At 68.4% G+C, this 24,684-nt stretch carries 21 protein-coding genes and 1 pseudogene; 15 read left to right on the top strand and 7 right to left on the bottom strand.

The features are described from left to right. Nucleotides 1-55: 55 nt before the first annotated feature. Nucleotides 56-1,696, top strand: coding sequence for a CdaR family transcriptional regulator (locus IBJ82_RS20580; RefSeq protein ID WP_194827576.1), 1,641 nt, complete (start codon nucleotides 56-58; stop codon nucleotides 1,694-1,696). A gap of 111 nt (nucleotides 1,697-1,807) precedes the next feature. Continuing rightward, nucleotides 1,808-3,802, top strand: coding sequence for an alkyl/aryl-sulfatase (locus IBJ82_RS20585; protein ID WP_194827838.1), 1,995 nt, complete (start codon nucleotides 1,808-1,810; stop codon nucleotides 3,800-3,802). Between the two features lie 5 nt (nucleotides 3,803-3,807). On the opposite strand, the gene IBJ82_RS20590 is transcribed toward IBJ82_RS20585, so the two are convergent. Beyond that, nucleotides 3,808-4,611, bottom strand: coding sequence for a VOC family protein (locus IBJ82_RS20590; protein ID WP_194827577.1), 804 nt, complete (start codon nucleotides 4,609-4,611; stop codon nucleotides 3,808-3,810). Between the two features lie 247 nt (nucleotides 4,612-4,858). Between IBJ82_RS20590 and IBJ82_RS20595 the strand changes: the two genes are divergently transcribed. Next, on the top strand, nucleotides 4,859-6,898 hold the full coding sequence (locus IBJ82_RS20595; protein ID WP_194827578.1) for a CocE/NonD family hydrolase: 2,040 nt from the start codon (nucleotides 4,859-4,861) through the stop codon (nucleotides 6,896-6,898). A 114-nt stretch (nucleotides 6,899-7,012) separates the two neighbouring features. Then, nucleotides 7,013-7,495, top strand: coding sequence for a gluconokinase (locus tag IBJ82_RS20600; RefSeq protein ID WP_194827839.1), 483 nt, complete (start codon nucleotides 7,013-7,015; stop codon nucleotides 7,493-7,495). Here IBJ82_RS20600 and IBJ82_RS20605 read toward each other — a convergent pair. Continuing rightward, nucleotides 7,486-8,232, bottom strand: a complete 747-nt coding sequence (locus IBJ82_RS20605) for a M50 family metallopeptidase (RefSeq protein ID WP_194827579.1) — start codon at nucleotides 8,230-8,232, stop codon at nucleotides 7,486-7,488. The two genes, IBJ82_RS20600 and IBJ82_RS20605, sit on opposite strands and share 10 nt — an antisense overlap. Before the next feature lie 164 nt (nucleotides 8,233-8,396). On the opposite strand from IBJ82_RS20605, the gene IBJ82_RS20610 reads away from it, so the two are divergent. Continuing rightward, nucleotides 8,397-9,395 carry an SMP-30/gluconolactonase/LRE family protein gene (locus tag IBJ82_RS20610; protein ID WP_228537423.1) on the top strand — a complete coding sequence of 333 codons (999 nt, stop codon included), beginning with the start codon at nucleotides 8,397-8,399 and terminating at the stop codon, nucleotides 9,393-9,395. Between the two features lie 2 nt (nucleotides 9,396-9,397). Here IBJ82_RS20610 and IBJ82_RS20615 read toward each other — a convergent pair whose 3' ends face one another. Beyond that, the gene (locus IBJ82_RS20615; protein ID WP_194827580.1) at nucleotides 9,398-9,976 is read right to left on the bottom strand and encodes a pyridoxamine 5'-phosphate oxidase family protein; all 579 of its coding nucleotides are present in this window, start codon (nucleotides 9,974-9,976) and stop codon (nucleotides 9,398-9,400) included. 135 nt (nucleotides 9,977-10,111) lie between these two features. Between IBJ82_RS20615 and IBJ82_RS20620 the strand changes: the two genes are divergently transcribed. After that, entirely contained in the window at nucleotides 10,112-10,939 is an 828-nt protein-coding gene (locus tag IBJ82_RS20620) for an NADPH-dependent oxidoreductase (protein ID WP_194827581.1), read from the top strand. A gap of 13 nt (nucleotides 10,940-10,952) precedes the next feature. Here IBJ82_RS20620 and IBJ82_RS20625 read toward each other — a convergent pair whose 3' ends face one another. Further along, on the bottom strand, nucleotides 10,953-11,945 hold the full coding sequence (locus IBJ82_RS20625; protein WP_194827582.1) for an LLM class flavin-dependent oxidoreductase: 993 nt from the start codon (nucleotides 11,943-11,945) through the stop codon (nucleotides 10,953-10,955). Nucleotides 11,946-12,089: 144 nt separating this feature from the next. Between IBJ82_RS20625 and IBJ82_RS20630 the strand changes: the two genes are divergently transcribed. Together IBJ82_RS20630 and IBJ82_RS20635 are read left to right on the top strand one after the other, a co-directional pair. Further along, nucleotides 12,090-13,505, top strand: a complete 1,416-nt coding sequence (locus IBJ82_RS20630) for an amino acid permease (protein WP_194827583.1) — start codon at nucleotides 12,090-12,092, stop codon at nucleotides 13,503-13,505. Nucleotides 13,506-13,632: 127 nt separating this feature from the next. Beyond that, nucleotides 13,633-14,637, top strand: coding sequence for a hypothetical protein (locus IBJ82_RS20635; protein ID WP_194827584.1), 1,005 nt, complete (start codon nucleotides 13,633-13,635; stop codon nucleotides 14,635-14,637). Nucleotides 14,638-14,642: 5 nt separating this feature from the next. On the opposite strand, the gene IBJ82_RS20640 is transcribed toward IBJ82_RS20635, so the two are convergent. Beyond that, nucleotides 14,643-15,449, bottom strand: coding sequence for a class I SAM-dependent methyltransferase (locus IBJ82_RS20640; protein ID WP_194827585.1), 807 nt, complete (start codon nucleotides 15,447-15,449; stop codon nucleotides 14,643-14,645). Between the two features lie 84 nt (nucleotides 15,450-15,533). On the opposite strand from IBJ82_RS20640, the gene IBJ82_RS20645 reads away from it, so the two are divergent. Beyond that, nucleotides 15,534-16,172, top strand: coding sequence for a hypothetical protein (locus IBJ82_RS20645; RefSeq protein WP_194827586.1), 639 nt, complete (start codon nucleotides 15,534-15,536; stop codon nucleotides 16,170-16,172). Nucleotides 16,173-16,267: 95 nt separating this feature from the next. On the opposite strand, the gene IBJ82_RS20650 is transcribed toward IBJ82_RS20645, so the two are convergent. Further along, on the bottom strand, nucleotides 16,268-17,695 hold the full coding sequence (locus tag IBJ82_RS20650) for an MDR family MFS transporter (protein WP_194827587.1): 1,428 nt from the start codon (nucleotides 17,693-17,695) through the stop codon (nucleotides 16,268-16,270). Between the two features lie 114 nt (nucleotides 17,696-17,809). After that, nucleotides 17,810-18,556 carry an IclR family transcriptional regulator gene (locus tag IBJ82_RS20655; protein WP_194827588.1) on the bottom strand — a complete coding sequence of 249 codons (747 nt, stop codon included), beginning with the start codon at nucleotides 18,554-18,556 and terminating at the stop codon, nucleotides 17,810-17,812. 213 nt (nucleotides 18,557-18,769) lie between these two features. Between IBJ82_RS20655 and IBJ82_RS20660 the strand changes: the two genes are divergently transcribed. The 6 genes and pseudogenes from IBJ82_RS20660 (at nucleotide 18,770) to IBJ82_RS20685 (ending at nucleotide 24,669) form a co-directional block, all read left to right on the top strand. After that, nucleotides 18,770-19,807, top strand: a complete 1,038-nt coding sequence (locus IBJ82_RS20660) for an NrtA/SsuA/CpmA family ABC transporter substrate-binding protein (protein WP_194827589.1) — start codon at nucleotides 18,770-18,772, stop codon at nucleotides 19,805-19,807. Between the two features lies 1 nt (nucleotide 19,808). Beyond that, nucleotides 19,809-20,624 carry an ABC transporter permease gene (locus tag IBJ82_RS20665; RefSeq protein WP_194827590.1) on the top strand — a complete coding sequence of 272 codons (816 nt, stop codon included), beginning with the start codon at nucleotides 19,809-19,811 and terminating at the stop codon, nucleotides 20,622-20,624. Next, on the top strand, nucleotides 20,621-21,385 hold the full coding sequence (locus tag IBJ82_RS20670; protein WP_228537425.1) for an ABC transporter ATP-binding protein: 765 nt from the start codon (nucleotides 20,621-20,623) through the stop codon (nucleotides 21,383-21,385). The genes IBJ82_RS20665 and IBJ82_RS20670 overlap by 4 nt, the downstream gene beginning before the upstream one ends. Beyond that, complete coding sequence (locus IBJ82_RS20675) at nucleotides 21,382-22,407, top strand: ABC transporter substrate-binding protein (protein WP_194827592.1); 1,026 nt, start codon at nucleotides 21,382-21,384, stop codon at nucleotides 22,405-22,407. The genes IBJ82_RS20670 and IBJ82_RS20675 overlap by 4 nt, the downstream gene beginning before the upstream one ends. Continuing rightward, nucleotides 22,404-23,504 carry an LLM class flavin-dependent oxidoreductase gene (locus tag IBJ82_RS20680; protein WP_194827593.1) on the top strand — a complete coding sequence of 367 codons (1,101 nt, stop codon included), beginning with the start codon at nucleotides 22,404-22,406 and terminating at the stop codon, nucleotides 23,502-23,504. The genes IBJ82_RS20675 and IBJ82_RS20680 overlap by 4 nt, the downstream gene beginning before the upstream one ends. Further along, a pseudogene (locus IBJ82_RS20685) lies at nucleotides 23,501-24,669 on the top strand (LLM class flavin-dependent oxidoreductase). The gene IBJ82_RS20680 and the pseudogene IBJ82_RS20685 overlap by 4 nt, the downstream one beginning before the upstream one ends. Nucleotides 24,670-24,684: the final 15 nt, after the last annotated feature.

A 24,684-nucleotide genomic window follows, 5' to 3' on the forward strand; every position in this document is an offset into this window, starting at 1 on the left:
TGATCGGATGAAGATCCGGATGGTTGTTTGTCCGATCGACCAATGGAGGTGCGCCATGTCCGAAGGGGCCACAACGCTGGGCGAGTTGCTCGCCGCCCTCGACCACACCGTGGCCACGCTCGTGGACGCGCCCGCCGGTCACGAGGTCGCGGTGCGAACGGTCGCGTTGGCTGAGCCCGCCGACCTGCCCGAACACCTCGACGGCGAGGGCGCGCTGCCCGAGGTGTATCTGCTTGTCGGTGTCGATGCCGTCGTGACCGAGCGCTGGTTGCGCGAGATCGGTGCGCGCGACCCCGCTCAGCGGCCGCGAGTGCTGATGACCAAGAGCGCCAACGACTCGCCCGCGGTGCGCGCCGCCGCCCATGCCGCGGGCATCGCGCTGGTCCACGTGGACCGGCAGGCGCGCTGGGGCCACGTGTTCTCGCTGATCCGCCGGACGCTGGCCCGCTCACCCGGTCAGCGCGCCGCGTCCGACGAGCACGACCTGCTCGCCCCCGACACCGATCTGTTCGGGCTGGCCCAGGTGCTGGCCAAAGAAACCGGCGGCATGGTCTCGATCGAAGACCCCCAGTCACATGTGCTGGCCTACTCGGCCTCCGACGCGTCGGCCGACCGGCTGCGCATCCAGTCCATCCTCGGCAGGGAAGGCCCGAGCGACTACCTGCGGATCCTGCGGGAGTGGGGCGTGTTCGACCGGGTGCGCCGTGGTGACGAGGTCGTCGACGTGCCGGAACATCCCGAGCTCGATATTCGCCGCAGGCTCGTCGTCGGGATCCGGCGTGGCGGCGACGGCGCGCGGTCCAGAATGCTCGGGACCATCTGGTTGCAGCAGGGCGCGGGACCGCTACGGCCCGACGCGGCGCAGGTGCTGCGTGGCGCGTCGGCGGTGGCGGCCAGGATCATCGCCAGGCGGTTGGACGCTCCCTCGACCGAAGCCTTGCTCGTCCGCAGATTGTTCGGCGCGCACGGCGACGGCGTCGACGTGCCCTCGGTGGCCGCCGCGCTCAACCTGCCGACGGCCGGTCCCGCCGCGGTGATCGGCTTCGCGCCGGTGGGTCCCGCCGCGGGTCTGGCCGCTTCGAGTGGTCTGATCCGGTTGCACGCCAGCGCTTTCCGTGATGATTCGGTCACCGAGTCGATCGGCGAGCGCGTCTATGTCCTGCTGCCCGGCTACCACTCCGAGCGCAGCGTCGGCTCGTGGGTGCGCGAGCTGGTCACTCGACTCGAGCAGACGCGCGAACTGATGGTGCGGGCCGCGATCGCCGCACCGGTTGCCGGGCTCACCGCGGTCGCGGTCGCGCGCGCCGAGGTCGACCGGGTGCTGGACAGTCCGGTCGCCGATCCGTCGGGCAGCCGGGTCGCCACGCTGGCCGACGCCAGGACCGCGGTGCTGCTGGCCGAGATCATGGAGCTGATCCGCGAGCACCCGCGCCTGCACGATCCGCGTCTGGCAGCCCTCGACGCCTATGACCGCGCTCATGCCGCTGAACTGCGGGTATCGGTGCAGGCGTATCTGCGCGCGCACGGTGAGGTGCGCGCCGCCGCGGCCGCGTTGCGCGTGCATCCGAACACACTGCGCTATCGGCTGCGGCGGGTGGAGACGGTCCTCGGCATCGACCTGACAGATTCCGAGGACCGGCTTCTGCTCGACATCCAGCTGGCCGCACTGCCGACTATATCGATTGCTCAGAAGTAACACAGGTATTGCAGTTAGTCTGCAATAGTAGTCCGGGTCGGACAGTCGTGGAACGAAGGAGTAACGGTGAACAGTGCACACAGGGGTCGCGCCGAGCTGTCGCGGCGCGGGATGCTGGGTGTCGGAGTCGGTGCGGCCGCCGCGGTCGCGGTCGGCGCCACCGTCACCGGATGTGGTGACCAACCGAGCGGAGTCACTCCGTCGAGCACCCAGACCGAGCCGACCGAGGCCATCCTGAATGCCAACCGCGCGCTGGCCGACACGCTGCCCTTCGGCGATACCACCGACTTCGTCGATGCCGACCGTGGCTGGATCGCCTCCCTCGAACCGGGCAAGGTGACCGATCAAGCAGGGAAAGTGGTGTGGGACAACGACTCCTACGACTTTCTCGCCGGCTCCTGTCCGCAGTCGGTGAACCCGAGCCTGTGGCGGCAGTCCCAGCTCACCGTCAAGCAGGGCCTCTACGAGATCGCGCCGGGCTTCTATCAGATCCGCGGTCTCGACCTGTCGAACATGACGCTGATCGAAGGCGATACCGGCGTGGTCGTCATCGATCCGCTGGTCTCCGCGGAGACCGCGGCCGCCGGACTCGCGCTCTATCGCAAACATCGTGGCGATCGGCCGGTCACCGGCCTGATCTACTCGCACTCCCACGTCGACCACTTCGGCGGCAGCTACGGCGTCATCACCCCGCAGGACGTCGCGGCCGGGCGCTGTCCGGTGATCGCACCGTCGGGATTCATGGAACACGCTGTCGCCGAGAACATCTACACGGGTACGGCGATGGCCCGGCGTGCCGCCTACATGTACGGCGCCGCCTTGCCTCGCGGTCCGAAAGGCCAGGTGGGATCCGGTCTCGGGCAGACCACGTCGGTCGGCACGGTCAGCCTGATCCCGCCCACCGTGCACGTCACCCGCACCGACCAGGAGGAAAGGGTCGACGGCGTGCGGATGGTCTTCCAGCTGACGCCGGGCACCGAAGCGCCCTCGGAGATGAACTTCTACTTCCCCGACCGGCGCATCCTGTGCATGGCCGAGAACGCCACCCACACCATGCACAACATCGTCACACTGCGCGGCGCGCTGGTCCGCGACCCGCATGTCTGGTCGAAATATCTCACCGATTCGATCAACCGCTACGGCCGCCGGTCGGATCTGGTGTTCTCCTCGCACCACTGGCCGGTCTGGGGGACCGATCGGATCGTGGAGTTCCTGTCGTCGCAGCGAGACATGTACGGCTACCTCAACGATCAGACGCTGCGACTGCTGAACCAGGGCTACGTCGGCGCCGAGATCGCCGAAATGCTGCAGATGCCGCCCGCGCTGACCGCGTCGTGGTCGACGCACGGGTACTACGGCTCGGTGAGCCACAACGTCAAGGCGGTCTATCAGCGGTATATGGGCTGGTTCGACGGCAACCCCGCGCACCTGTGGGAACACCCGCCGGTGGACAACGCCCGACGCCACGTCGAGGCGATGGGCGGAGCCGACGCGGCACTGCGGACCGCGCAGAAGGCCTACGATGCCGCCGACTTCCGCTGGGTCGTACAACTGGTGAACTACGTGATCTTCGCCGACCCGACCAACAAGACGGCAAAGGACTTGCAGGCCAGCGCCTTCGAACAACTCGCCTACGGTGCGGAGAACGCCACCTGGCGCAACTTCTATCTCAGCGGCGCCCACGAACTGCGCCACGGCTCCTTCGGCACGCCGACCACCGCCGACTCCGCCGCGATGGCCGCAGCGCTGAGCGTGGAGCAGGTCTTCGACGCGGTGTCGTTGCGAATCGACGGTCCGAAGGCCTGGGATGTCCGAATGACCACGGACTGGCGGATCAGCGACGAGAACAACCGCGTCCATCGCGTGGAACTGCGCAACGGCGTACTCGTGCACCACGATCGATTCCCCGATGACGCGCTGCCCGCGCCCGACGCGACGATCACCCTCACCCGCCGCACCCTGATCGCCACCCTGGTCGGCGGCGCCGACCTGCGCAAGGGCGTCGCGAGCGGTGACATCGCCATCGACGGCGACGCCACCGCCCTGGCGAAGCTGCCCGGCCTGATCGACAAGCCGGACCCGAACTTCGCCATCGTCACCCCGTGACGGTGTCAGGACCCGGTGGGAACCTCGCCGACCGCCTTGGCCGTATCGATCACAGCGAACACCTCGCCCTGCGGCGCGGCCAGAACGCCCGTCCGGCCGAAGGGACTGTCCTCGGCGCCCATGATCACCGAGGCGCCCAGCTCGGTAGCCCTGGCCAGGAGCCCGTCGGTGTCGTCGGTCTGGATCCAGGTGAGCCAGTAGGGCGGGGTGCTCAGCGCTGAGGCGTCCATCATGCCGCCGACTTCGTGGCTGTCGCCGGGCAGCGCGAAGGTGGAGTAGGTGAAGCTCGCCCCGTCGCCGATCTCGGTGTATTGCCAGCCGAACACCTCGTTGTAGAACTGGTGTGCCTGATCGTAGGCAGGGGTGTGCAGCTCGTTCCAGCAATAGGCGCCGTTCTGGTTGTACACGCCGCAACCGGTGTGCGCCTTGGCCTCCCACACGCCGAAGACGCCGCCTGCCGGGTCGGCGGCGACGAACATGCGTCCCACGTCGAGCACGTCGAACGGTGGCATGAACACCTGCCCACCGGACTTGCTCACGCGTTCGGCGATCTCGTCGGCACGCCGCGCGGCGAAGTAGGTGGTCCATACCGACGGCATCGCTTCCATGCCCTGTTGTTTCGGACCGATGCCCGCGGCGGGTCGGCCGTCGAGTGTGGCCATGAGATAGCCGCCGGCTTCGGCGGGACCGTCCTGGACCTCCCAGCCGAACAGCGTGCTGTAGAAATCGCGGGCGGCGGTGGTGTCGTCCACCTGACAGTCGATCCAGCAGGGAGTTCCCTGCGGCCAAGCTTCGTCGCGTGTCGGCATTGTCGAACGTCCTCCTCGGCGATGGATGAGGCCGGTCCCGATCGCACCGGCACGAGCCAAGTCAACCACCGGCAACCGACAACACGCAGAACCCCGCAACCGCGCTGAACTGGAACAACGCGTATTCACAGCGACAGTCCGAGCGGGCCGACGCTCGCCCGGCGAACTCGTTACCCCTGTTACGGTTTCTGCGCCGATCGTGCGGTGGCTCGGTCAACGGTGGAGACGAACCGGTCGGGAGCGATACATGGTGGGTAGAGGTTCGAAACGCGGGTTCGGCCGGGTACTGGTGACGATCCTCGCGGTGGTCGTCGTGCTCGGCTGCGGCGGTGGTCCCGCCGGCGGGCAGCCCCCGCACGCGCCCGGCGCCGACTGGACCGCCCTGCACGACGGGCCGGGTGCCTACCCCGAGGTCCGGGTGGAGCGCGGCGTCCAGATCACGATGAGCGACGGTGTGGTGCTCAAGGCCGACGTCTACCGCCCCGCCGATGCCGCGGGCGTGATCGAGCAGAAGCCGCTGCCGACCGTGCTCAGCCTCACCCCGTACTCGAAACTGATGACGGGCCTGATCGAATCGGCCGCCGCGATCCCGGGCCTGCAGTCCACCGCCGTCGACATCGTGCGCAGATTGAACCTGTCCACCACCCCGATCAGCGGTTTCGGTGACCTCATGCAGGCGCTGGACGGCGGCATGATCCAGACCATGCTCGGTGTCGACCGCAAACTCGTCCGCGCCGGGTACACCGTCGTCGTGGCCGATGTGCGCGGAACCGGTCTGTCCCAGGGCAAATGGGACACCCTCGGCGCGCGCGAACAGCTCGACACCCGCGAGGTGATCGACTGGGCGGCCACGCAGCCGTGGTCGAACGGCCGCATCGGGATGAGCGGTGGTTCCTACTCCGGCATCAACCAGCTGCGTGCCGCCGAGAACGCACCGCCCGCGCTGCAGGCGATCTTCCCGGTCGAGCCCGGCAGCGACCTCATGCGTGACGTGGTCGCGCCCGGCGGCGGTGTCGGCACCACCTTCTTGCCGATGTGGCTGAACTCGGTCAACCAGCTCAAACTCGTCCCCGATGTGGCCTCCATGGTTGACGGCAGCTTCGACTGGACCTGGTTCAACGACCGCCTCGCCGACCCGACCACCAATTTCGACCTGCTCGCCCAATCGCTGCTCACGCCGTCGCTGTCGAATATGCCGCCCGCGCTCGACGGTGCGCTAGACGACACCTCGGCCTTCCGCGAGGCGATCATGGGCCACCCCGAGAACGTCACGGTGCCGACCTTCGTCTACGGCGGCTGGCACGACATCTTCGCCAACAGCGCGACCAAGCTCTACGAGCAGATCCCGCTACAGGCCGGGCGCAAGCAGCTGATCGTCGGCGACACCTATCACGCCAATCCCGGTGCGGGCACCGGTGTTCCCGGCGCACCTCCGCGCCTGGACGTGCTGCAGCGGGCCTGGTTCGACACCTGGCTCAAAGACATCGACAACGGCGTGGAAGGATTCGGGCCCGTCACGGTGAAACAGCAAGGCGGGAGCTGGATTACGCTGCGGGAGTTCCCCCAGCCGGGCGTGACGCATCGCCGCGTCTACCTCTCCGCCGCACCGAGCGGCAGCACCGAGGACAGCCTGCACGACGGATCGCTCAGTGCCACCGGGCCATCGGCCGCCGAAACACTCACCGTCGCACCGGGTTTGAATCAGATCTGTTCGCGCGACGCGGCGCAGGGCGCGGCGGGCATGACCGCCGCATTCGATGCCTGCGCGAAGGACTCCCGCATCGCCGAACGCAACGGCCTCACCTTCACCAGCGCCTCGCTGACCGAACAGACGGTCATCTCGGGCCCGATCAACGTGCGGCTCAACACGATCCACGATGCCACCGACGGATTCTGGAACGTCACCGTCAACGACGTGGCACCCGACGGCACCTCGACCGTGCTCACCACCGGACAGCTCACCTCGTCGATGCGGGCCGTCGACGAGCGCCGCAGCGCACGCTCGATCAACGGCGACTTCACCGCGCCCTTCAACCCGCTCACCGTCGACCGGCTGCTCCCGGTGATACCCGGCGCACCCACCGATATCGATGTCGCCGTCATCCCGACCCAGGCGGTACTGGCACCGGGACACCGGTTGCGCATCGACGTCTTCGCGGGCAACGCGCCCAAGGCATTGCCGTTTCGGCCGATGCTGAACGCCAGCGGCCTCGAGCCCCAGCACGTTCGTCTCGATCCCGCGTCGCCGAGCTTCGTCAACCTGCCCACCGACCGCCCGATTCCCTGATCGACACGGGGGCGTCACAGCCCCCGGCTACCCTCGATCGAGCGGGATGCGTAGGCATGCCGTGCGGAGTTCTTTCGACGAGGAGGCGCTGTGGTCGAACCTGTCATCGTGGTGATGGGGGTGTCGGGATGCGGGAAGACGACGGTCGGCGCGCTGACCGCCGACCGGCTCGAAGTCCCGTACGCCGAAGGCGACGACTTCCATCCGCTGGCCAATATCGAGAAAATGGCCGCCGGCGTCCCTCTCACCGACGAGGACCGGCGGCCCTGGCTCGACACCGTCGCGGACTGGCTCGCCGAACACCAGGAAACCGGTGGAGTAGCGACCTGCTCGGCACTGCGACGCGCCTACCGTGACCGCCTGCGCGCGAAGGCACCGCAGACCTACTTCGTGCACCTGGCGGCCACCCGCGAGGAGTTGCTGCGCCGAATGACCGGCCGACTCGGCCATTTCATGCCGACGATCCTGCTGGATTCCCAGCTCGACACCCTCGAACCACTGCAATCCGACGAAGTGGGCGTCACCCTCAACGCGCTACAACCGCCGAGCGCGCTCGTCTCCGAGGCCGTCGACGCCTGGATCGCCGATCACCGCTGAAGCAGCGGATGTAGCTCCTCGACCGGCAAGAGCATCAGCATCGCGCCGACGACCAGCGCCGCCAGGCAGACGGCGGTGAAGAACAACACCCACAGCACGGCGGGTAGGTGCGTCAACCGGGCGAGTTGGTCGGCATCGGAATCGGTACGCCCCGGCTGCCTCCGTCGACTCCCTTGCAGCTCGAACACCGGCCGCACCCCGGCGGCCAACAGGAACCACGCCGTCAGATACGCGAACGCGGCCTGGAGCAGATCGCTGCCGAACCAGGACACCCCGAACACCAGCGCACCGAGCACCAGCACGGTGAGCAGCCCGTACATGTTGCGTACCTTGATCAGCACCGCGGCCAGCATCACCAGCGTCGCCCACAACATCACCGTGACTCGGCCTGTCCCGAGCAGCGCCGCGTAGCCGAGCCCGAGCAGCGCGGGCGCCGGATACCCGGCCGCCGCGGTGAGAATCATGCCGGGACCACTCGGTTTGCCGCTGGACACGGTCAGTCCCGAAGTGTCGGTGTGCAGGGTGATCGCGTGCAGCCTGCGCCCGGTGAGCAGCGCGGCCAACGCGTGGCCGCCCTCGTGCGCCACCGTCACCGCGTTGCGGGTCAGCCGCCATAGTGGCCAGTACCCGACCAGCACCAGCGCCACCGCGGCGGTGGCGAGCACCAGCCACCACGCGGGAGCGGGCTGAGGTGCGATGAGATGATCGAGCAGCGAGCTGGCGGATCCGGTGTTCACCGCCAAACTTTAGCCGCCCGCGGGGTCGCCGCGCAGGCTGCTGCGCCCTACTCGATCGACGGCGCGGACATTCGCTGCGCGAGTGGCACTTCCGGCCGAGCTGATCTGGTCGCGGCACTCGTGCCAACGGTCCCGTGGCGCCTCTCCTCGTGGTAGCAATGGGCATGCAGATGCGCCCTCACCGCTGGACTCCGCCGCGACCCACCGCTCGTGCGCGCCGGACCCACAGCGATCCGCCGATGCCGCCGGTCCGACTGCTGCCGCTGCCGGGAAGTGGCCCGGAGGACGTCGTGGTGCTGCCCGACGGTCGGCTCGTCACCGGAACCGACGACGGTGCGATCTGGCGCGTCGATCCGGCGGGCGGCGCGGTCGAGCGGATCGCGGACGCCGGTGGCCGGCCACTGGGCATGCACGTCGACCCGGACGGTTCCCTGCTGATCTGCGTAGCGGGCCGAGGCATCCTTCGCCTGGCCGAGGCGGGCGCGGAACTGGAAGTCGTCGTCGGTGAGATCGACGGCGCCCCGATCGCGTTCCCCAGCAATGTGGTTCGCGACGACGACGGCACGATCTACTTCTCGATCTCGACGCGGCGGTGGCCGTTCGAAGAGTGGATGACCGACATCCTGGAACATTCCGGCAGCGGACAGCTGGTCCGCCGCGATCCGGACGGACGCCTGGAGGTGCTCGTCGACGGTCTCCAGTTCGCCAACGGACTGGTGCTCGCGCCGGACCGATCCTGTGTGCTGGTCGCCGAGACCGGCGCCTACCGGATCACGCGATACTGGCTGACAGGTCCGCGCGCGGGCACCACCGACTACCTCGCCGAGAACCTGCCCGGCTCACCCGACAACATGCTGCTCGGCAGCGACGGACTGGTCTGGGTCGGCATCGTCTCGCCACGTAACCCGTTGCTGGACAAGCTCTTCCCGCTTCCCGGCATCCTACGGCGAATTGTCGACGCGCTGCCGGATCGCCTGACACCCGCGCCCGTCCGCTCGGTCTGGGTGCTCGCATTCAATTTCGACGGCACCATCGTGCACGACCTGCAGCGCGACGGCACCGACTACGCGTTGGTCACCGCGGTGGCCGAACACGAGGGCACCCTCTACCTCGGCAGCCTGTCCGAATCCGCGATCGCGGTGACCTCGGTACCCACGAGCTGACCTCAGCGGCGAACGGTGGACGGCACCGGATGGTCCGGCTCGAGCGCGGGCAGCCCATCGATACTGGTGGAGTTGTCGCCCGCGATACGGCGGGCGAAGTCGGCGTCGGTACGGCGGGTGTGGGCTTCGTCGAGGATGAAGCGCTCCTCGACGAGGTCGAGTTTGGGCACCGACCAGCCACAGGAGTCGGCGATACGCTCCACCGAGATCGTCACCACCGCGCGGACACCGGGGTGTCCGGTGCCGAAATACTCACGGAGCGTGTCGAATTCGTCGGAGTCGGGGCGAACGACGCGGCCGGTACCGAACAGTCGCAGGATGCGGGTGGTGCGGGTGAACGAGCAGAACATCACGGTGATCCGGCCGTTGTCGCGCAGGTGGGCGATCGTTTCCGAACCGCTGCCGAACAGATCGAGGTAGGCGACGGTGTGGTCGTCGATCACGGCGAAGGTGTCGCGATAACCCTTGGGGGAGACATTCACGTGGCCGCCCACCGACGGCGCGGTGCCGATGAAGAACATCGGCTGTTCGGTGATGAACGCCCGCAACTTGTCGTCGATCCGATCGAACACCTTGCCCATGACGCACTCTCTCGTCCCGCCAGTCGGCAGGCTCCCCGCATCCACTGTATCGACGGCCTAAACCGGGACGAGCGTTCGGTTCACGGTGAGGGTTACCGCAGACGGCGACCCGCACCGTATCCGACGATGTCTTCTATGACGCAGACCGCACCGAGCCCCGTCCACCCCGTGCAGCAGCGCTACGCGGACCCGGCCACCGAGATCCCCGCCCAGTGGAATCCGGTGCTCGAGGTAGTGCACGCCCACAAGTCGGTGCGCCGCTACCTCCCGGATGCCGTGTCGCCGGAGACGATTCGGCTGTTGGTCTCGGCCGCGCAATCGGCGCCGACCTCGTCGAACCTGCAGGTGTGGAGCGTCATCGAGGTGCGTGACCCGGCGCGCCGGGCCAGGCTGGCCGCGATAGCAGGTGGTCAGGCACATATCGAGCAGGCACCGGTGCTGCTGGTGTGGACCGCCGACTTCGCCCGGCTGCGTCAGCTCGCCGACGATCACGGCGCACCGCTGGAAGGCGCGGACTATCTCGAATCCAGCTACGTCGGCTTCGTCGACGCCGCGCTGGCCGCACAGAACGCGGTGGTCGCCGCCGAATCCCTCGGCTTGGGCACGGTCTACATCGGCGCGCTGCGCAACGACCCGGAAGCGGTTGCGGCCGAACTGAATCTGCCCGATCACGTCTTCGCGGTCTTCGGCCTGGTCGTCGGCCACCCGGACCCGACGGAGGGCACCAGGGTCAAGCCGCGCCTACCGCAGGCGGCGGTGCTGCATCAGGAGACCTACGACCTGCCCGCCCAGCGCGAGCCGGTCGCCGAGTACGAACAGCGGATCGGCGAGATCTACACCGATCAGGGCCTGCCGTTCTCGTGGACCGAGCGCACCCTGGCCCGCCTGGCCTCGGCGGCCTCGCTCAACGGCCGCCACCGCCTGCGGGAATCCTTGGCACTCAGGGGATTCCGACTGCGCTGAGCAGGCGGACCACTCAGCCGTCGATCGCCTTCTTTGTCAGATCGAGCGAGCGGATGCGGGCGTCGAGGTCGTAGACGAGGATGTTGAGCATCAGCTCGTCGGGGGAGGTGGCGTCGAGCAGTTGCGCGGCCTGGGCCCGCACCGTCTCCGGCGAACCCTGCAACTGCGCGGCCCTGCGCTGCGCGGCGAAGTGGCGTTCGGCGTCGTTGCCGGGGAAGCCCGCGGCCTGCTCCGGCGTGGCCAGCGCCTGCGGGCGCCCCGAGCGCAAGTTGGCGAAGGCGAGATCACGGGGTGCGGCGAGGCGATCGGCTTCGGCGTCGGTGTCGGCGCAGATCGCCGAGGCCGCCACGATCGTGTACGGCTCGCTCAGGGTCTGCGAGGGCCGGAAATTGTCGCGGTAGAGCGTCAGCGCGGCGACGGTGTTGTCCGGCGCGATGTGATGGGCGAACGCGAACGGCAGTCCCAGTACCGCGGCCACCTGCGCGCTGTAACCACTCGAACCGAGCAGCCACACCTCCGGTTCGGCGCCGAGTCCGGGGCTTGCCACGATCCCGTTCGGATCGGCGCCACGGAAGAAGCCGATCAGCGCGGTGAGTTCCTGGGGAAACTCGTCACCGCCGAGTCCCTCGGCACTTCGGCGCAGGGCGCGCGCGGTCACCGGATCGGTGCCAGGTGCGCGTCCGATCCCGAGATCGATCCGTCCGGGATGCAGCGACTCGAGCGTGCCGAACTGCTCGGCGACCACCAGGGGCGCATGGTTCGGCAGCATCACCCCACCTGAACCGACCCTGATCCGCGAGGTGGACGCGGCCAGATGGGCCAGTACCACCGCGGGCGCCGCACTCGCGATGCCGGGCATGTTGTGGTGCTCGGCCACCCAGAATCGACGAAAGCCCTGTTCCTCGGCGTGCTGTGCGAAGCGCGTCGTCGCGTGCAACGCCGCACCCGCCGTCGCATCGGACTGCACCGGTGCCAGATCCAGAACCGACAGCGTGACGGCGCTCATGAGCCTCCTCGAGTTGTGTATTGCCCCTATCGGAGCCAACCCGCGCCGGGCCGCCGGTATTTCCGTGGACCGGTGGTGGTGACACCGGCCACGGTAGCGGGGCGGTAGCGTGCACGACTGATCGCGCGAAGGAAGGACTGCTCCATGTCAGCCGATGGCTCCGGCCTATCCACCGACGCCCCCGTGGCGTCCGCCCCTACGGCCGAATCGGAGGGATACGAACGCGGCCTGAACCCGCGCACCATCCAGATGATCGCCATCGGCGGTGCGATCGGCACCGGCCTGTTCTACGGCTCCGGCGCGGCGATCGAACAGGCGGGCCCGTCGCTGATCCTGGCCTACCTCGTCGCCGGTCTGGCGATCTTCGTCATCATGCGCGCACTTGGTGAGCTGCTGACCTACCGTCCGGTCTCGGGCAGCTTCGCCGAGTACGCCCACGAGTTCCTCGGCCGGTTCGCCGGGTTCGCGACCGGCTGGTCGTACTGGGCGGTCTGGGTGTCGACCTGCATGGCCGAGATCACCGTGGCAGGCCACTACGTGCAGTACTGGTTCGACATCCCGCAGTGGGTGACGGCGCTGGTCGTGCTCGCGGTGCTGTTCACCGCCAACCTGATCTCGGTGCGGTTCTTCGGTGAGGGGGAGTTCTGGTTCTCGGCCATCAAGGTCACCGCGATCCTGGCGATGATCCTGATCGGCATCGGCGTGCTCGTGTTCGGTTTCGGTCATGCCGCCGACCCGACGGTGACCAATCTGTGGGCCGATGGCGGGATGTTCCCGCACGGCTTCGGTCAGACCCTGCTGGTGTTGCAGATCGTGGTGTTCGCCTACGTCGGTGTCGAGTTGGTCGGTGTGACGGCAGGGGAGGCGCGCGATCCGAAGACCACCCTGCGCAAGGCGATCAACACCCTGCCGTTCCGGATCGGCCTGTTCTATGTCGGCGCGCTCGTGGTGATCATGTCGGTGGCGAGCTGGCGCAGTTTCCACGCCGGCCGCAGCCCGTTCGTCGAGGTCTTCGAACAGATCGGCATCCCCGCCGCCGCGGGCATCATCAATTTCGTGCTGCTCACCGCGGCGCTGTCGTCGTGCAATTCCGGCATTTACTCCACCGGCCGGATGCTGCGCAGCCTCGCGCTGCGCGACGAAGCGCCCGCGAAGTTCGCGACGCTGAGCAGGCAGTCGGTGCCGTTCACCGGTATCTGCGCGTCGGCGGGCGCGATGGTGATCGGCGTGGTGGTCAACCTCGTCTCGCCGGACAAGGCCTTCGCCTACATCACCTCGGTGAGCACCGTCGGGATCATCGTCGTGTGGGGTGTGATCCTGGTGTGCCACCTCAAGTATCGCGCGAAGGTTCGTGCGGGCGAGTTGCCCGGCAGCGACTACCGACTGCCCGGCGCTCCCGTCACCACGTGGGCCGCACTGGGTTTCCTCGGATTGGTCGTGGTGCTGTTGCTGTGGACCGACGGTGGCCGTACGGCGCTGCTCGTCGGTGCGGTGTGGGCGGCGCTGGTGTGTGCGGGCTACTACGCCTTCGGCCGTCGCGACGCCGTGCACACCGGATAGCTCCGTTTGCTGGAAAGCCGCTGGCAGAGAGCCGTTTTCTGTCGTACCCCCCCGGTATCGTCGAAGTGTCACACAACCAGCCCGGACGCGAGTGTGGCCGGGCGGTGCGAGAACGGGGGCACACGAGATGAGTGACGACAACAGCGGCGATCTGCGGCCGCCACGCCAGCACGGAACCACCTGGCGGGAATCGGAATACCGAGTACTGGCCGACGATCTGCGCGCGGGCGCCGATTTGGCCCGCACGGCGATCACGGTCGGGCGCACCGAATCGGCGGTGCGCAGCGCACTGCGCAATTTCGTGCCGCCAGAGGAACGGGTACCGACCGCCGAACGGGAACGCTGGATCCGCACACGCCTTGTCGCCGAGCCGGAATGGGACTGGTGGGCGGTGGTGATCGACCATCACCGCCGCTCCCGGGGCGGCCTGTGGTTCACCCGCCACGAACACTGTGCCCGCATCGGCTGGCGCAGACGTACCCCCATGCCCGCACTCGCCCAGGAACTGGCCACCTCGGAACTCTCGGTCGCCGAGCTGTTGCGTTCGCTGGGGCTGGTCGACAGCATCGAGGAAGCCGCCGACCGCCTCGGCGCCACCCCGGGCCTCGCGTTGGCCAAACGGGTCACCGCCCGCCGTGACGAAGCCGTCGGCGCCCGCTGGATCCTGGTCGTCGACGGCGCCGCGGGCACCACCCGGCCCCGCAACGCTCCGGTCCGGCGCCAGCTGTCCCTGCACGAGACCCGCGCCGGCGCCGAAGCCGAACGCGACCGAATCCTGTCCTGGCACAACCGAATCGGCCCGGAAGAACCCGACTCATCCGTCTGGTGGACCATCGCCGAACGTGGGCTCGGCGCATCAGTCGGCCACACCCGTTGCGGCACAAACTATCCCACCGCCACCGGCGGACGAATCCGCGCCGAAGCCCTCACGGTCGGTGACATCATCCGTGTCCCGGTCCCCGACGGCGGCTTCCTGCAAGACCGCATCACCGCGATCAGTCAACCCGCCGCGGGCGCATCGATCGTCGTGGACTTGGCGCCGGTCGCCAACTCGCGCGTCCGCCGAGTGGTCGAATTCGCCTCCGACGAGGTCGTCGATGTGGTGCGCAGATCGGAGGAACGCTCGGCATAGCGGGCTCACCGGGGTGTATTCGCGCGCCGGACCGCGCGGATCACCTCGGTGCGCAGGGGAAAATCGAACTCGCCCTCGGCGGTCTCCGGTGTCGCCCGCAGGTAGTCGAGAATCCGGCCGAGCACTTCGGCTCGTTCTTGCGCGGAGATCACCACGGTGTGTGAATGGGTGCCGATGGACGCGGTCAGCGATTCGGCGGTCCGCCGCTGGCTGTGTGCGAACTCGGCGTGCTCGAACGGGGCGAACAGCGGATGCGCGGGCAGCCCGTCATCGGACGACGACGGCGGAAACGATGCCGACGAACGAGAGACATCCCCCAGCCCCGCAACCCACTCGACCTTGTCGTCGTCGTTGTTCCAGAACGCGGCGAACACCCCCTCCGCGCGCAGCACCCGCGCGATTTCGGGAAAGGCCCGCGCTTGATCGAACCAGTGGAACGCCTGCCCGGCGAGCACCGCGTCCACCGACCCGTCGGCCAGTGGAATCGCCTCCGCCGCACCGGAAAGCGCCGTCACCCCGGGATAGAGACGAATGAGCTCGGCCCGCATCCCCTCATCGGGTTCCACCGCGATCACCTCGACCCCCGCGGCGAGCAAACCTCCGGTGAGCTTGCCCGTCCCCGCCCCCAGATCCAGGACAACAGCCCCCGCCTTTCCCGCGACTGCCTCCAGCGCCCACCGAATCCCCGCCGCCGGATAGTCCGGCCGATACTGGGCGTAGACGGCTGCCTGCGTGCCGAACGAGCCCGCCCGTCGCTTCCGGCGCTGGACCTCGTCCGCGTCCCTATCCTCAGAATTCCCGAATCCCACCATGGTAGGAAGCTACCGACCGCCGTGGCGTCGCGGAATGATCGCGCGGGTGGTGAATTTTATTGGGGTACAGCGAGAATGGCCACTATGGATTGGACCAATGTGGCGGTTGCCTCGATCACGGTCGTCGGCACGCTCGGGGGCGGCATCGTGACCCAGGCTTTCGCGATTCGGAGCAAGCGCATCGATGCGAAGGTGCAGCGCGACAATCGGGCGGAGGAATTGCGGGAACTCACCCGAAAAGAGGCCACCGACGAGAAGCGGACGGTCTACGCGGGCCTCAACACCACGGCGCATTCCTGCCGAGCGGCTATCCGGCACTACCTCGACGAGAAGTCCGGCGGGCGCACTCCTGATCTCGCCAAGTTCGAGGCAGCGCGGGAGGCCCTGCGCGACAGCTATTCCCGTGCGCAGATGGTGGTGTCGGACCGAGCGCTCGATTTCGCGTCCGAGGTGAATCGGTGCCTCGACGTCGGCCATCGCGCATCGCTCGAGCTCGACGCGAACGACGCCGTAGCGGTGGCGGCCCTCTATCGCTTCGTGGACGACTCGCTTGGCTTCGGCGTCCGCCTCCTGCGTCGAGCGATCCGGGAGGATCTCGGAATCGAACCCGGGGTCGATGCCGATCTCGACGGCCACCTCGTCTCGCTCAGAGCCAGGCGCCACGAGTTCGTCAGGAGGGACACCTCCGACGTGACCGCCCAACAGCCCGACCTCCTCGGTTGAGGTGGGTGACTCCGAATTTCCGCGCGTCCAGAGCGAGCGTGTCACTCCGTGGCATCGCCTCGACGGTGAGGTCGTGGCCGACATCGCGCAGTGGATCACGGCGCACTGACCGCTGATGCGCCGTGGCTGCGGCCCGGCATGGTCGCGGCGGCGATCAGCATGACGACAGCCATGGCGAGCATCGCGAGAAAGACCAGGTGGATGCCGTGGGCGAGTTCACCGGGTGCGGGGTGGTCGGGGTCGTGGATGCCGGCGTTGACGATGGCGCCGAACATCGCGACGCCCAGTGCGCTGCCGAGGGAGCGGGCGAACATGTTGGCGGAGGTGACCACGCCGCGTTCGTGCCATTCGGCGCTGGCCTGGGCGGCGATGAGGGTGGGGGAGGCGACCAGGCCCATACCGCAGCCGATGAGGAAGCACGAGGCCGCGATCTGCCAGGGGCTCGACTGCGGGCCGACGAGCAGGGTGGTCGCGCAGCCGAGCGCGGCGATCGTGCTGCCGATGATGCCGCTGATGCGGAACCCCCAGCGCAGGTACAGCCTTCCGGACAGCGTCGCGGCGAGCGGCCAGCCGAGCGTGAGCCCGCCGACGGTCAGTCCGGCCACCAGGGCGGTGGTCCCGAGCACCCCCTGGGCGAAAGTCGGCACGTACGAGGTCAATCCGAGGATGACGGCGCCGACCAGCAGGGAGACGGTGCTGCTCGCGATCACCACGCGCCGGGTGAAGATCCACAGCGGCAGAATCGGATTCGTGGTCCGCAGCTCGACGACCGCGAACAGCGCCAGCACTGCCACGCTCCCCACGAACAGGGTGAGCGAGACCGGCGAGGTCCACTCCCAGGCCTGGCCACCTTCGAGCAGGGCGAGGATCAAGGCCCCCGCGCCGACGGTGAGCAGGATCGCGCCGAGATAGTCGATGCGCTGGGTGCGGCGTACCGCCGATTCGGTGAAGTGGCGCACCAACATCCAGGCCGCGACCGCGCACAGCGGAAGATTGATCAGGAAGATCCACCGCCAGCTCAGATGGTCGGCGAACATTCCGCCCAGCAGCGGACCGAGCACGGCTGAACTCGCCCACACCCCGGCCAGGTAACCCTGGACCTTGGCGCGTTCGGTCAGTGTGTACAGGTCACCGGCGATCACCATCGTCATCGGCTGGATCGCGCCCGCCCCGATGCCTTGGATCGCCCGAAAGGCGATGAGCGCCACCATGCTCGTGGCCAGTCCGCACAGCAGTGACCCCACCGCGAACGCCGCGATCCCGAACAGGATCACCGGCTTGCGCCCGACCATGTCGGCGAGCTTGCCGTAGATCGGCACCGTCACTGCCTGTGCGAGCAGGTAGATGGAGAACAACCACGGGAACATCGCGAACCCGCCGAGAGTGTCGGTGATGGTGAGCACCGCTGTCGCGATGATGGTGGAGTCGAGGGCCACCAGCCCGGTGGAGAGCATGAGCGAGGCCAGGATCGGACCTCGTTCGGATCGCAGACCGACAGCCGGGCTCGCGGTATCGGTAGCCACCGAGGTCCTTTCGTTGCATCGACTAACCACTCGGGTTCACGGTATCGGTGGCGCGACTGTTTCCGCGCGGCATTTTCCGAGGGTGTGACGCGATCGGTGTCGGGGGAAGTGTGTTCAGTCGGCGGCGAACCGCGCGGCGATATCGGCCGCGGTGACCTTGGCCAGTTCGACGAAGAACGGCACCCGCTCGTCGATCATCAGCGTCGCGGGTCCGCGCATGCCGAGCGCGAAGCGGCAGCGGCTCTGAGAATCCAGGATCGGCAGTCCGATGGTGCGAAATCCTGGATCCAGTTCGCGATCGTTGAACGCGTAGCCGCGCTCGCGCGTGGTGATCAGTTCCGCGCGTAGTTCCTCGGGGCTCGACACCGAACGCTCGGTGCCCTCTTCGTAAGGCAGCGAACGCAATTCGTCATCGTCGGCCTCCGACCAGGCCAGCAGTGCTTTGCCGAGTGCGCTGGCGTGCAACGGAAGTCGCACGCCCTGGAGCTTGTGCCCGTCGCTCTCGCGCCACCGACTGGTCCCGAGCAGTACCGCGTGGATGCCGTGGCGGGTGGCCACCGAACCGGTCGCTCCGGTGGTGGCGGCCAGTTGCTCGAGGTAGGGCTCGGCGAGGTAGATGCGGTGCTGGCGATAGGCGATCTGACCGTATTCGGCCAGCGCCCCACCCATCCGGTAGCGACTGGACTCGGCGTCCTTCTCCAAGAACCCCGCCTGCACGAGCGCGCCGAGCAGGCGATGGGTGGTGCTGACCGCAAGGCCCTGGGCGCGGGCGACTTCCGAGACCCCACGCTCCTCGCCACCGCGGAAGCAGTCGAGTACCGAGAGGGCCCTGGTCACGGTCTGCACGCCGGAGGTCTCCACGGAGCCGACGGTAACACAGGTGTTCGAGCCCATGAGCTCTCGATTTTCCGGTATGTGGAAAAACAATGCCGGAGAAACCGCGTCACGTGCCATAGAACGACAAGTCCGCCGCTGTCAAGCTTTCCGATCCGTGGAAAGGCATACCTCGTTCGAAACCGCACCCGCTCCTACGCTGCGAAGGCATCAACCCCCCAGCCCCGAACAGGAGCCCCGATGTCCCGCAGGCTGCCGGCCTTCTCGCGGATCGCCCTCGCGATCGTCCCCGTCGTAGCCCTCGTCGCGGCGTGTGGCTCCGACTCCACGCCGGAACAGGGGGCGCAAGCCTCGTTCGTTCTCAAGGTCACCGATCCGGGCAACAGCGGCCCGCTCGCGGTCGGCAAGCGCGACGGCACCTTCGACGCCGCACTCGCCCCGCTGGGCGCCAAGATCGAATGGGTCAGTACCACACCGGGTTTCAGTTCCATGTTGAAGCTGTTCAACACCAGCGAACTCGACGTCTCCGGCGCCGCGTTCAGTCCCGTCGTCGGTGCGCTGTCCAAGGACGTCGGCGTGAGGATCGTCGCCGTGGCCGACCCGGCGGGTCAGGATCAGAGCGGCATCGTGGTGACTCCGGAGTCGGGCGTGACCACCGTGGCGGGTCTGGTGGGCAAGCGGATCGCGGTGAATCCCGCGGGCAAGGGCGAGTACATCACGCTCAAAGCGCTGGCCCAGGCAGGCATTCCGGCCGACAAGGTGACCCGGGTGCCCCTGCAGCAGAAGGACGCCGCTTCGGCCTTCGCGACCGGCAAGGTCGACGCGTGGGCGTCGTTCCTGGTGCCCTACCAGGAGGCCAAGGCCGCGGGCGCCAAGGAGATCGCCACCGAGAAGTCCGTCGGCTCCAAGGACAACACCGTGGTGGTGTTCCGCACCGAGGTCCTCGACGAGCGCCCCGATATCGCTGCGAAGTACCTGGAAGTGCTGCAGGGACTCACCGCGAAGCAGAAGGCCGCGCCCGCCGACTTCGAGAACGTCTTCGAGAAGTCCGGCCCGCGTGCGCTGACCGGCGACCGGCTCGCCGACGCGGTCCGGGTCGGCGGTGAGGTCACCGTGCCCCGCCTGCCCGCCGAATCCGATGCCACCGACCTGGCCGATGTGGTGAACACCTTCGCCGACAACGGCGTCATCTCCCGCCGGATCACCGCCGACGACATCTTCTACGACCTGAAATCCAAGCTCACCCCGGACCAGCTCGCCGCCTTGAAGGGCAAGTGAGGTGAGCAGCCTCGCATTGGCCCCGCCCCGGGCGCGCGTCGCCCGGCAGCGGCCGAGGTGGTTGTCGCTCGGCCTGCGTGCTGTTCTCCCCGCCGCGATCGTGCTGGTCTGGTGGGTGGGTTCGGCGAGCGGCGCGATCTCGCCGCGGGTGATCGCCGGCCCCGGCGCGGTCTGGTCGGCGTTCGTCGAACTGTTCGACAGCGGTCAGTTGGTGGAGTTCGCGCTCGCCTCGTTCGGGCGCGCGGCCGCCGGGGTGGCGATCGGCGTCGGGGTCGGGCTGGTGCTCGGCCTGCTGTCTGGCCTGTCCAGCCTCGGTGAGGAACTGGTCGATTCGACCATGCAGATCGTGCGGGCCGTGCCGTTCCTGGCGCTGGTTCCGCTGTTCATCGCCTGGTTCGGCATCGACGAGCTGTACAAGATCCTGCTCATCGCGGTGGCGACGACCGCGCCGATGTATGCCTACACCTATCTCGGCGTGCGCAATGTCGACCGCAAGATGGTCGAGGCGGCCCGCAGTTTCGGGCTCACCGGCACCCGGCTGGTGCTCGAGGTGATCGTGCCCGCCGCACTGCCCGGGATTCTGATGGCGCTGCGGGTATGCCTGTCGATCAGCATCACCGCGCTCATCGCCGCCGAGCAGGTCGGCACCCAGCAGGGCGTCGGGTACCTGGTGACCCTCGCTCAGGAATACAACCGCACCGACTACATGGTGCTGTGCGTCGTGCTCTACGCACTGCTCGGTCTGGTGTTCGACGCACTCGTACGGCTCGCGGAACGCTACGCGATGCCATGGCGGAAGCAGGTGGCGATCCGATGACGACGACAACAGCCGCGCCGGTCCAGGTCGAGACCGAAGCACCGGCCCCGGTCGCGGTATCGATCACCGGCCTGCGCAAGGCGTTCGGCGAGAAGACAGTGCTCGACGGAGTCGACCTGACCATCCGCCGCGGCGAGTTCGTGGTGCTGCTCGGCCCGAGCGGCACCGGCAAGACCACCCTGCTGCGTCTGCTCACCGGGCTCGAAACCCCGGATGCTGGTGCGGTATTGGTGCCCTCCCGACGCACGACGGTCTATCAGGAGCCCCGGCTGATCCCGTCGAAGCGGGTGCTGGCCAACGTGATCGTCGGCCTGCGGCGCGGTAAGGCACAGCGAGACGCCGGACTTCGCGCACTGAACGAGGTCCACCTCGACGGTAAAGCAGGCCAGTGGCCCGCCACACTGTCCGGCGGCGAAGCCCAGCGCGCCGCACTCGCCAGGGCGCTGGTGCGGGAACCGGAACTGCTGCTGCTCGACGAACCGTTCGCGGCATTGGACGCCCTCACCCGGCTCCAGATGCAGGACCTCGTCGGCGATCTCGTCGCCCGGCACCGGCCCGCCGTCCTCATGGTCACCCACGACGTCGACGAGGCGATCCGCCTCGCTGATCGGGTGATCATCCTCGACCACGGCCGTTTCGCCGTCGACGAGGTCATCGACCTACCCCACCCGCGTGATCACGCGGCACCCGAAACCCTCGGTTACCGCACGCAATTCCTCGCCCAGCTCGGCGTCGGACCACACACCAGGAGCCTGTCATGACCGAAACCCTGTGGTACACCCGCTGCCCCGTGCCGACCGCGAGCGGTCTCGCGCACAGCCTCGGCTGGCTCGGCGAGACCGCCGCGAGCGCGGGCCTCGAATTCGGTGTCCTGCAGGACGCCGGTCCCGAGCTCGCGGGCCACCACTTCCTGCACGACCTGTCCGGCCTGATCCGTGAGGGCGGCAATGTTCCCGCCCTGGCCGCTCGCGCGCAGGGTTCGCCCACCCGCCTGATCGGGCTCACCTGGATCGACGAGTCCCAGGCGATCCTGGTCGGCCCCGATTCGCCGGTCACCGACGCGGCGGGCCTGGCCGGTCTGCGCGTCGGCATCCCTGCCTGGGCCCAGGACCAGGCGCGCAGTTTCCCGCGCGCGATGGCACTGCACGGCTTCGCCAACGCGCTGCGCCCCGCCGGGCTGACGCTGGCCGATGTCCGGGTCGTCGAGCTCGATGTCGAGCGGGACCCGCAGGTGCGCACCGCGATCCAGAGCGCACGGCGCTCGACGACGTGGGGTGTTGAGGAACTCCTCGACGGCAAGGTCGACGCCATCTACGTCAAGGGCGCCCGCGCCCAGGAAGTGGCGAAGGAGAACGGGCTTCGCGTCGCGGTCGACCTCGACGCCTCGGCCACCAAGCACCTGCGGGTCAACAACGGAACACCGCGTCCGATCACCGTGCACGCCGACTTGCTCGAGTCCCGGCCCGAGGTCGTCGTCGGTTTCCTCGCGCAGAGCCTGCGCGCCGCCGACTGGGCAGCCGACGATCTCGACGGCGTCCGCGCGGTGCTGCAGCGCGAAACACTGTCCGGGCCAGAGGGAGTCGCCGCCGCCTACGGCGACGAATTCCATCGCGGACTGCATCCCTCGCTCACCGCCGAACGCGTCGAACTGCTCGGGGTGCAGAAGCAGTTCCTCTACAGCCACGGTTTCCTGGCCGCGGACTTCGATCTCGACTCCTGGGTCGCCCCTGAGCCGTTGGCTCGCGCACAGGAGCTCGTCGCCTCCGAGCGGGTGCCCGCATGACCGAGTTCTCTTGGCGGCTGCCCAGCCGCGGCGACGGCCGCCGTGCGAAGCCCGAACTGCGTGGTCGCGGTGGCTTCGGTCCGCCGACGCAGCCTACCGAGGCCACCGATGTCCGGCCCGGCCGGTTCGGTCCTTTCGACGATCTCGCCCAGATCGTCGATGCCGCCGAGCTGAACGGCTTCGACGGCGTACTCGCGCCCTACGACCCGTTCGGCGAAGAATCCTGGATCGTGGCGGCCGCGGCCTTGCGCGCCACCCGCTACACCCAGGTCACGGTCGAATTCCAGCCCGCCTTCGGCACACCGGTGTACGCGGCCAAGGTGTCGGCGACCCTGCAGCGGCACTCGGCAGGCCGACTGAACTGGCGACTGGCCGTCGACACCGACGAGGCCGAGGCCCGCTCGCGCGGCGACCGCGTCACCGGCGACGAGCGCTACGACCGCGCCGCGGAGTTCCTCACCGTCGCCCGCGGCGTCTGGAACGAGAACGAGATCGGCGCAGCGGGATTCGCGGGTACCGGCTTCGACTACTCAGGCCGCTACTACGACGTCATCGACGGCGGATTCCGTGGAATCCTGTCCGGTCTGCCGTTCCCGAGTGTGCACCTGAGCGGCACCTCACCGGCCGCGCTGGCACTGTCGGCCGCGCACGGTGACCTACACCTGTTCGCCGAGAGCCCGGACGGAATCGCCGGTGCCGTCACCGAATTGGGGGAGCGCGCCACCGCTGCGAGACGCCGGGTACGAGTCGGTCTGGAGCTGCCGATCATCGCCAGGGAGACCGAGGACGAAGCCTGGGCCAGGGTCCACCGGCAGTGGGCCGAATTGGACCGCTCCGACACCGCGGCCGAGCACGCGCTCGGCGAGGGCCGCTGGGCGGGCTTCGACGCTCTCGGCTACGACCGGCGCATCGGCCTGGTCGGCAGCTATGAGCAGGTGGCACAACAACTCTCGGCCTATCAGAGCGCCGGAGTACAGACCTTCGTGCTGGCCGGACACCCGAACATCGAGGAAATCCATCGCGCGGGCGAACATCTGCTGTTCCTCGCCGACCCGGCGGGCCGCACCCTCACCACCACGCAGGAGCTCACCGCATGACCATCGACGTCTATTGGCGCATCGGCATGGAAGGCGACCACGCTTCCCTGCGCACCCCGCGCCGCTACAACCGGGGCAATGCGAGCGGCTACGGACCGGGCAATATCGCACCGGCCATCCGCGACGGCGCACTCGACCAGTACAGCTATCTCGACCACGTCGTCGCGGTCGCGAAAGCCTCGGAATCGGCGGGTTTCCTCGGCGGGCTACTGCCGTCGTTCCCGGTGACCGACGACCCCTGGGCGGTGGCCGCCGCGCTCGCCGCCGAGACCACCACCTACCGCTTCATGGTCGCCTTCCAGCCCGGCTTCCTGCACCCGGTGCAGGCGGCCAGGATGTCGGCGAGCCTGCAGCGCGCCACCGGCGGGCGACTCGTCTACAACATCATCAGCGGTGGCGGCGGACCGGCCCAATTGTGGTGGGGCGACAAGGTTTCCCATGACGACCGCTACGCGCGGACGAGCGAATTCCTCGACGTGCTGCGCGGGGTATGGGACGGCGAACCCTTCGATCACGACGGCCGCTTCTTCGGCACCGAGGGCGCCGCCCTGCCGCCGGGCCTGGCCGGACAGCCCTTCCCCGAGGTGTACTTCTCCGGCTCCTCGGGTGCCGCCGTCGCCGCGGCGGGCCGCCACGCCGACTACTACCTGTCCTGGCTCGAGCCCTACGCCGACCTGCGCGCCAAATTCGACGGTGTGCGCCGCAACGCCGAAACCACCGGCCGCACAACCAAGTTCGCGGTCCGGATCGACATCGTCGCCCGCCACACCGAGGAAGCGGCCTGGGCCGAGATCGAGAAGGGCTGGGCCTTCGTCGACCGCGACGCCGCCAACCGTGCCGCCCAGGGCGACTCCGTCGGGGCCGCTCGGATCAAGGGCTGGGTGCCCGAAACCATCACCGGCTACCGCGATCTGGAAGTCCAGCCCAATGTGTGGGCCGGGTTCAGTCTGATCCGTGGTGGCCCGGCCTTCGGCCTGGTCGGCAGCTACGAACAGGTCGCCCAGCGGCTCGACGAACTGATCGACCTCGGCGTCGACGCCTTCATTCTCGCGGGCAACCCGCACCGGAAGAGGCCTACCGGGTCGGCGAGGAAGTCCTCCCACTGCTCGGCCGCTCCAGGCTCACCACCCCGTCCACCGAGACCGTCCTCGCGACGGCCCGATAACGCAGGAGTCCTTCG

This window comes from Nocardia sp. XZ_19_231 (genome assembly GCF_015355705.1).
GTDB classification, from domain to species: Bacteria; Actinomycetota; Actinomycetes; order Mycobacteriales; family Mycobacteriaceae; genus Nocardia; species Nocardia salmonicida.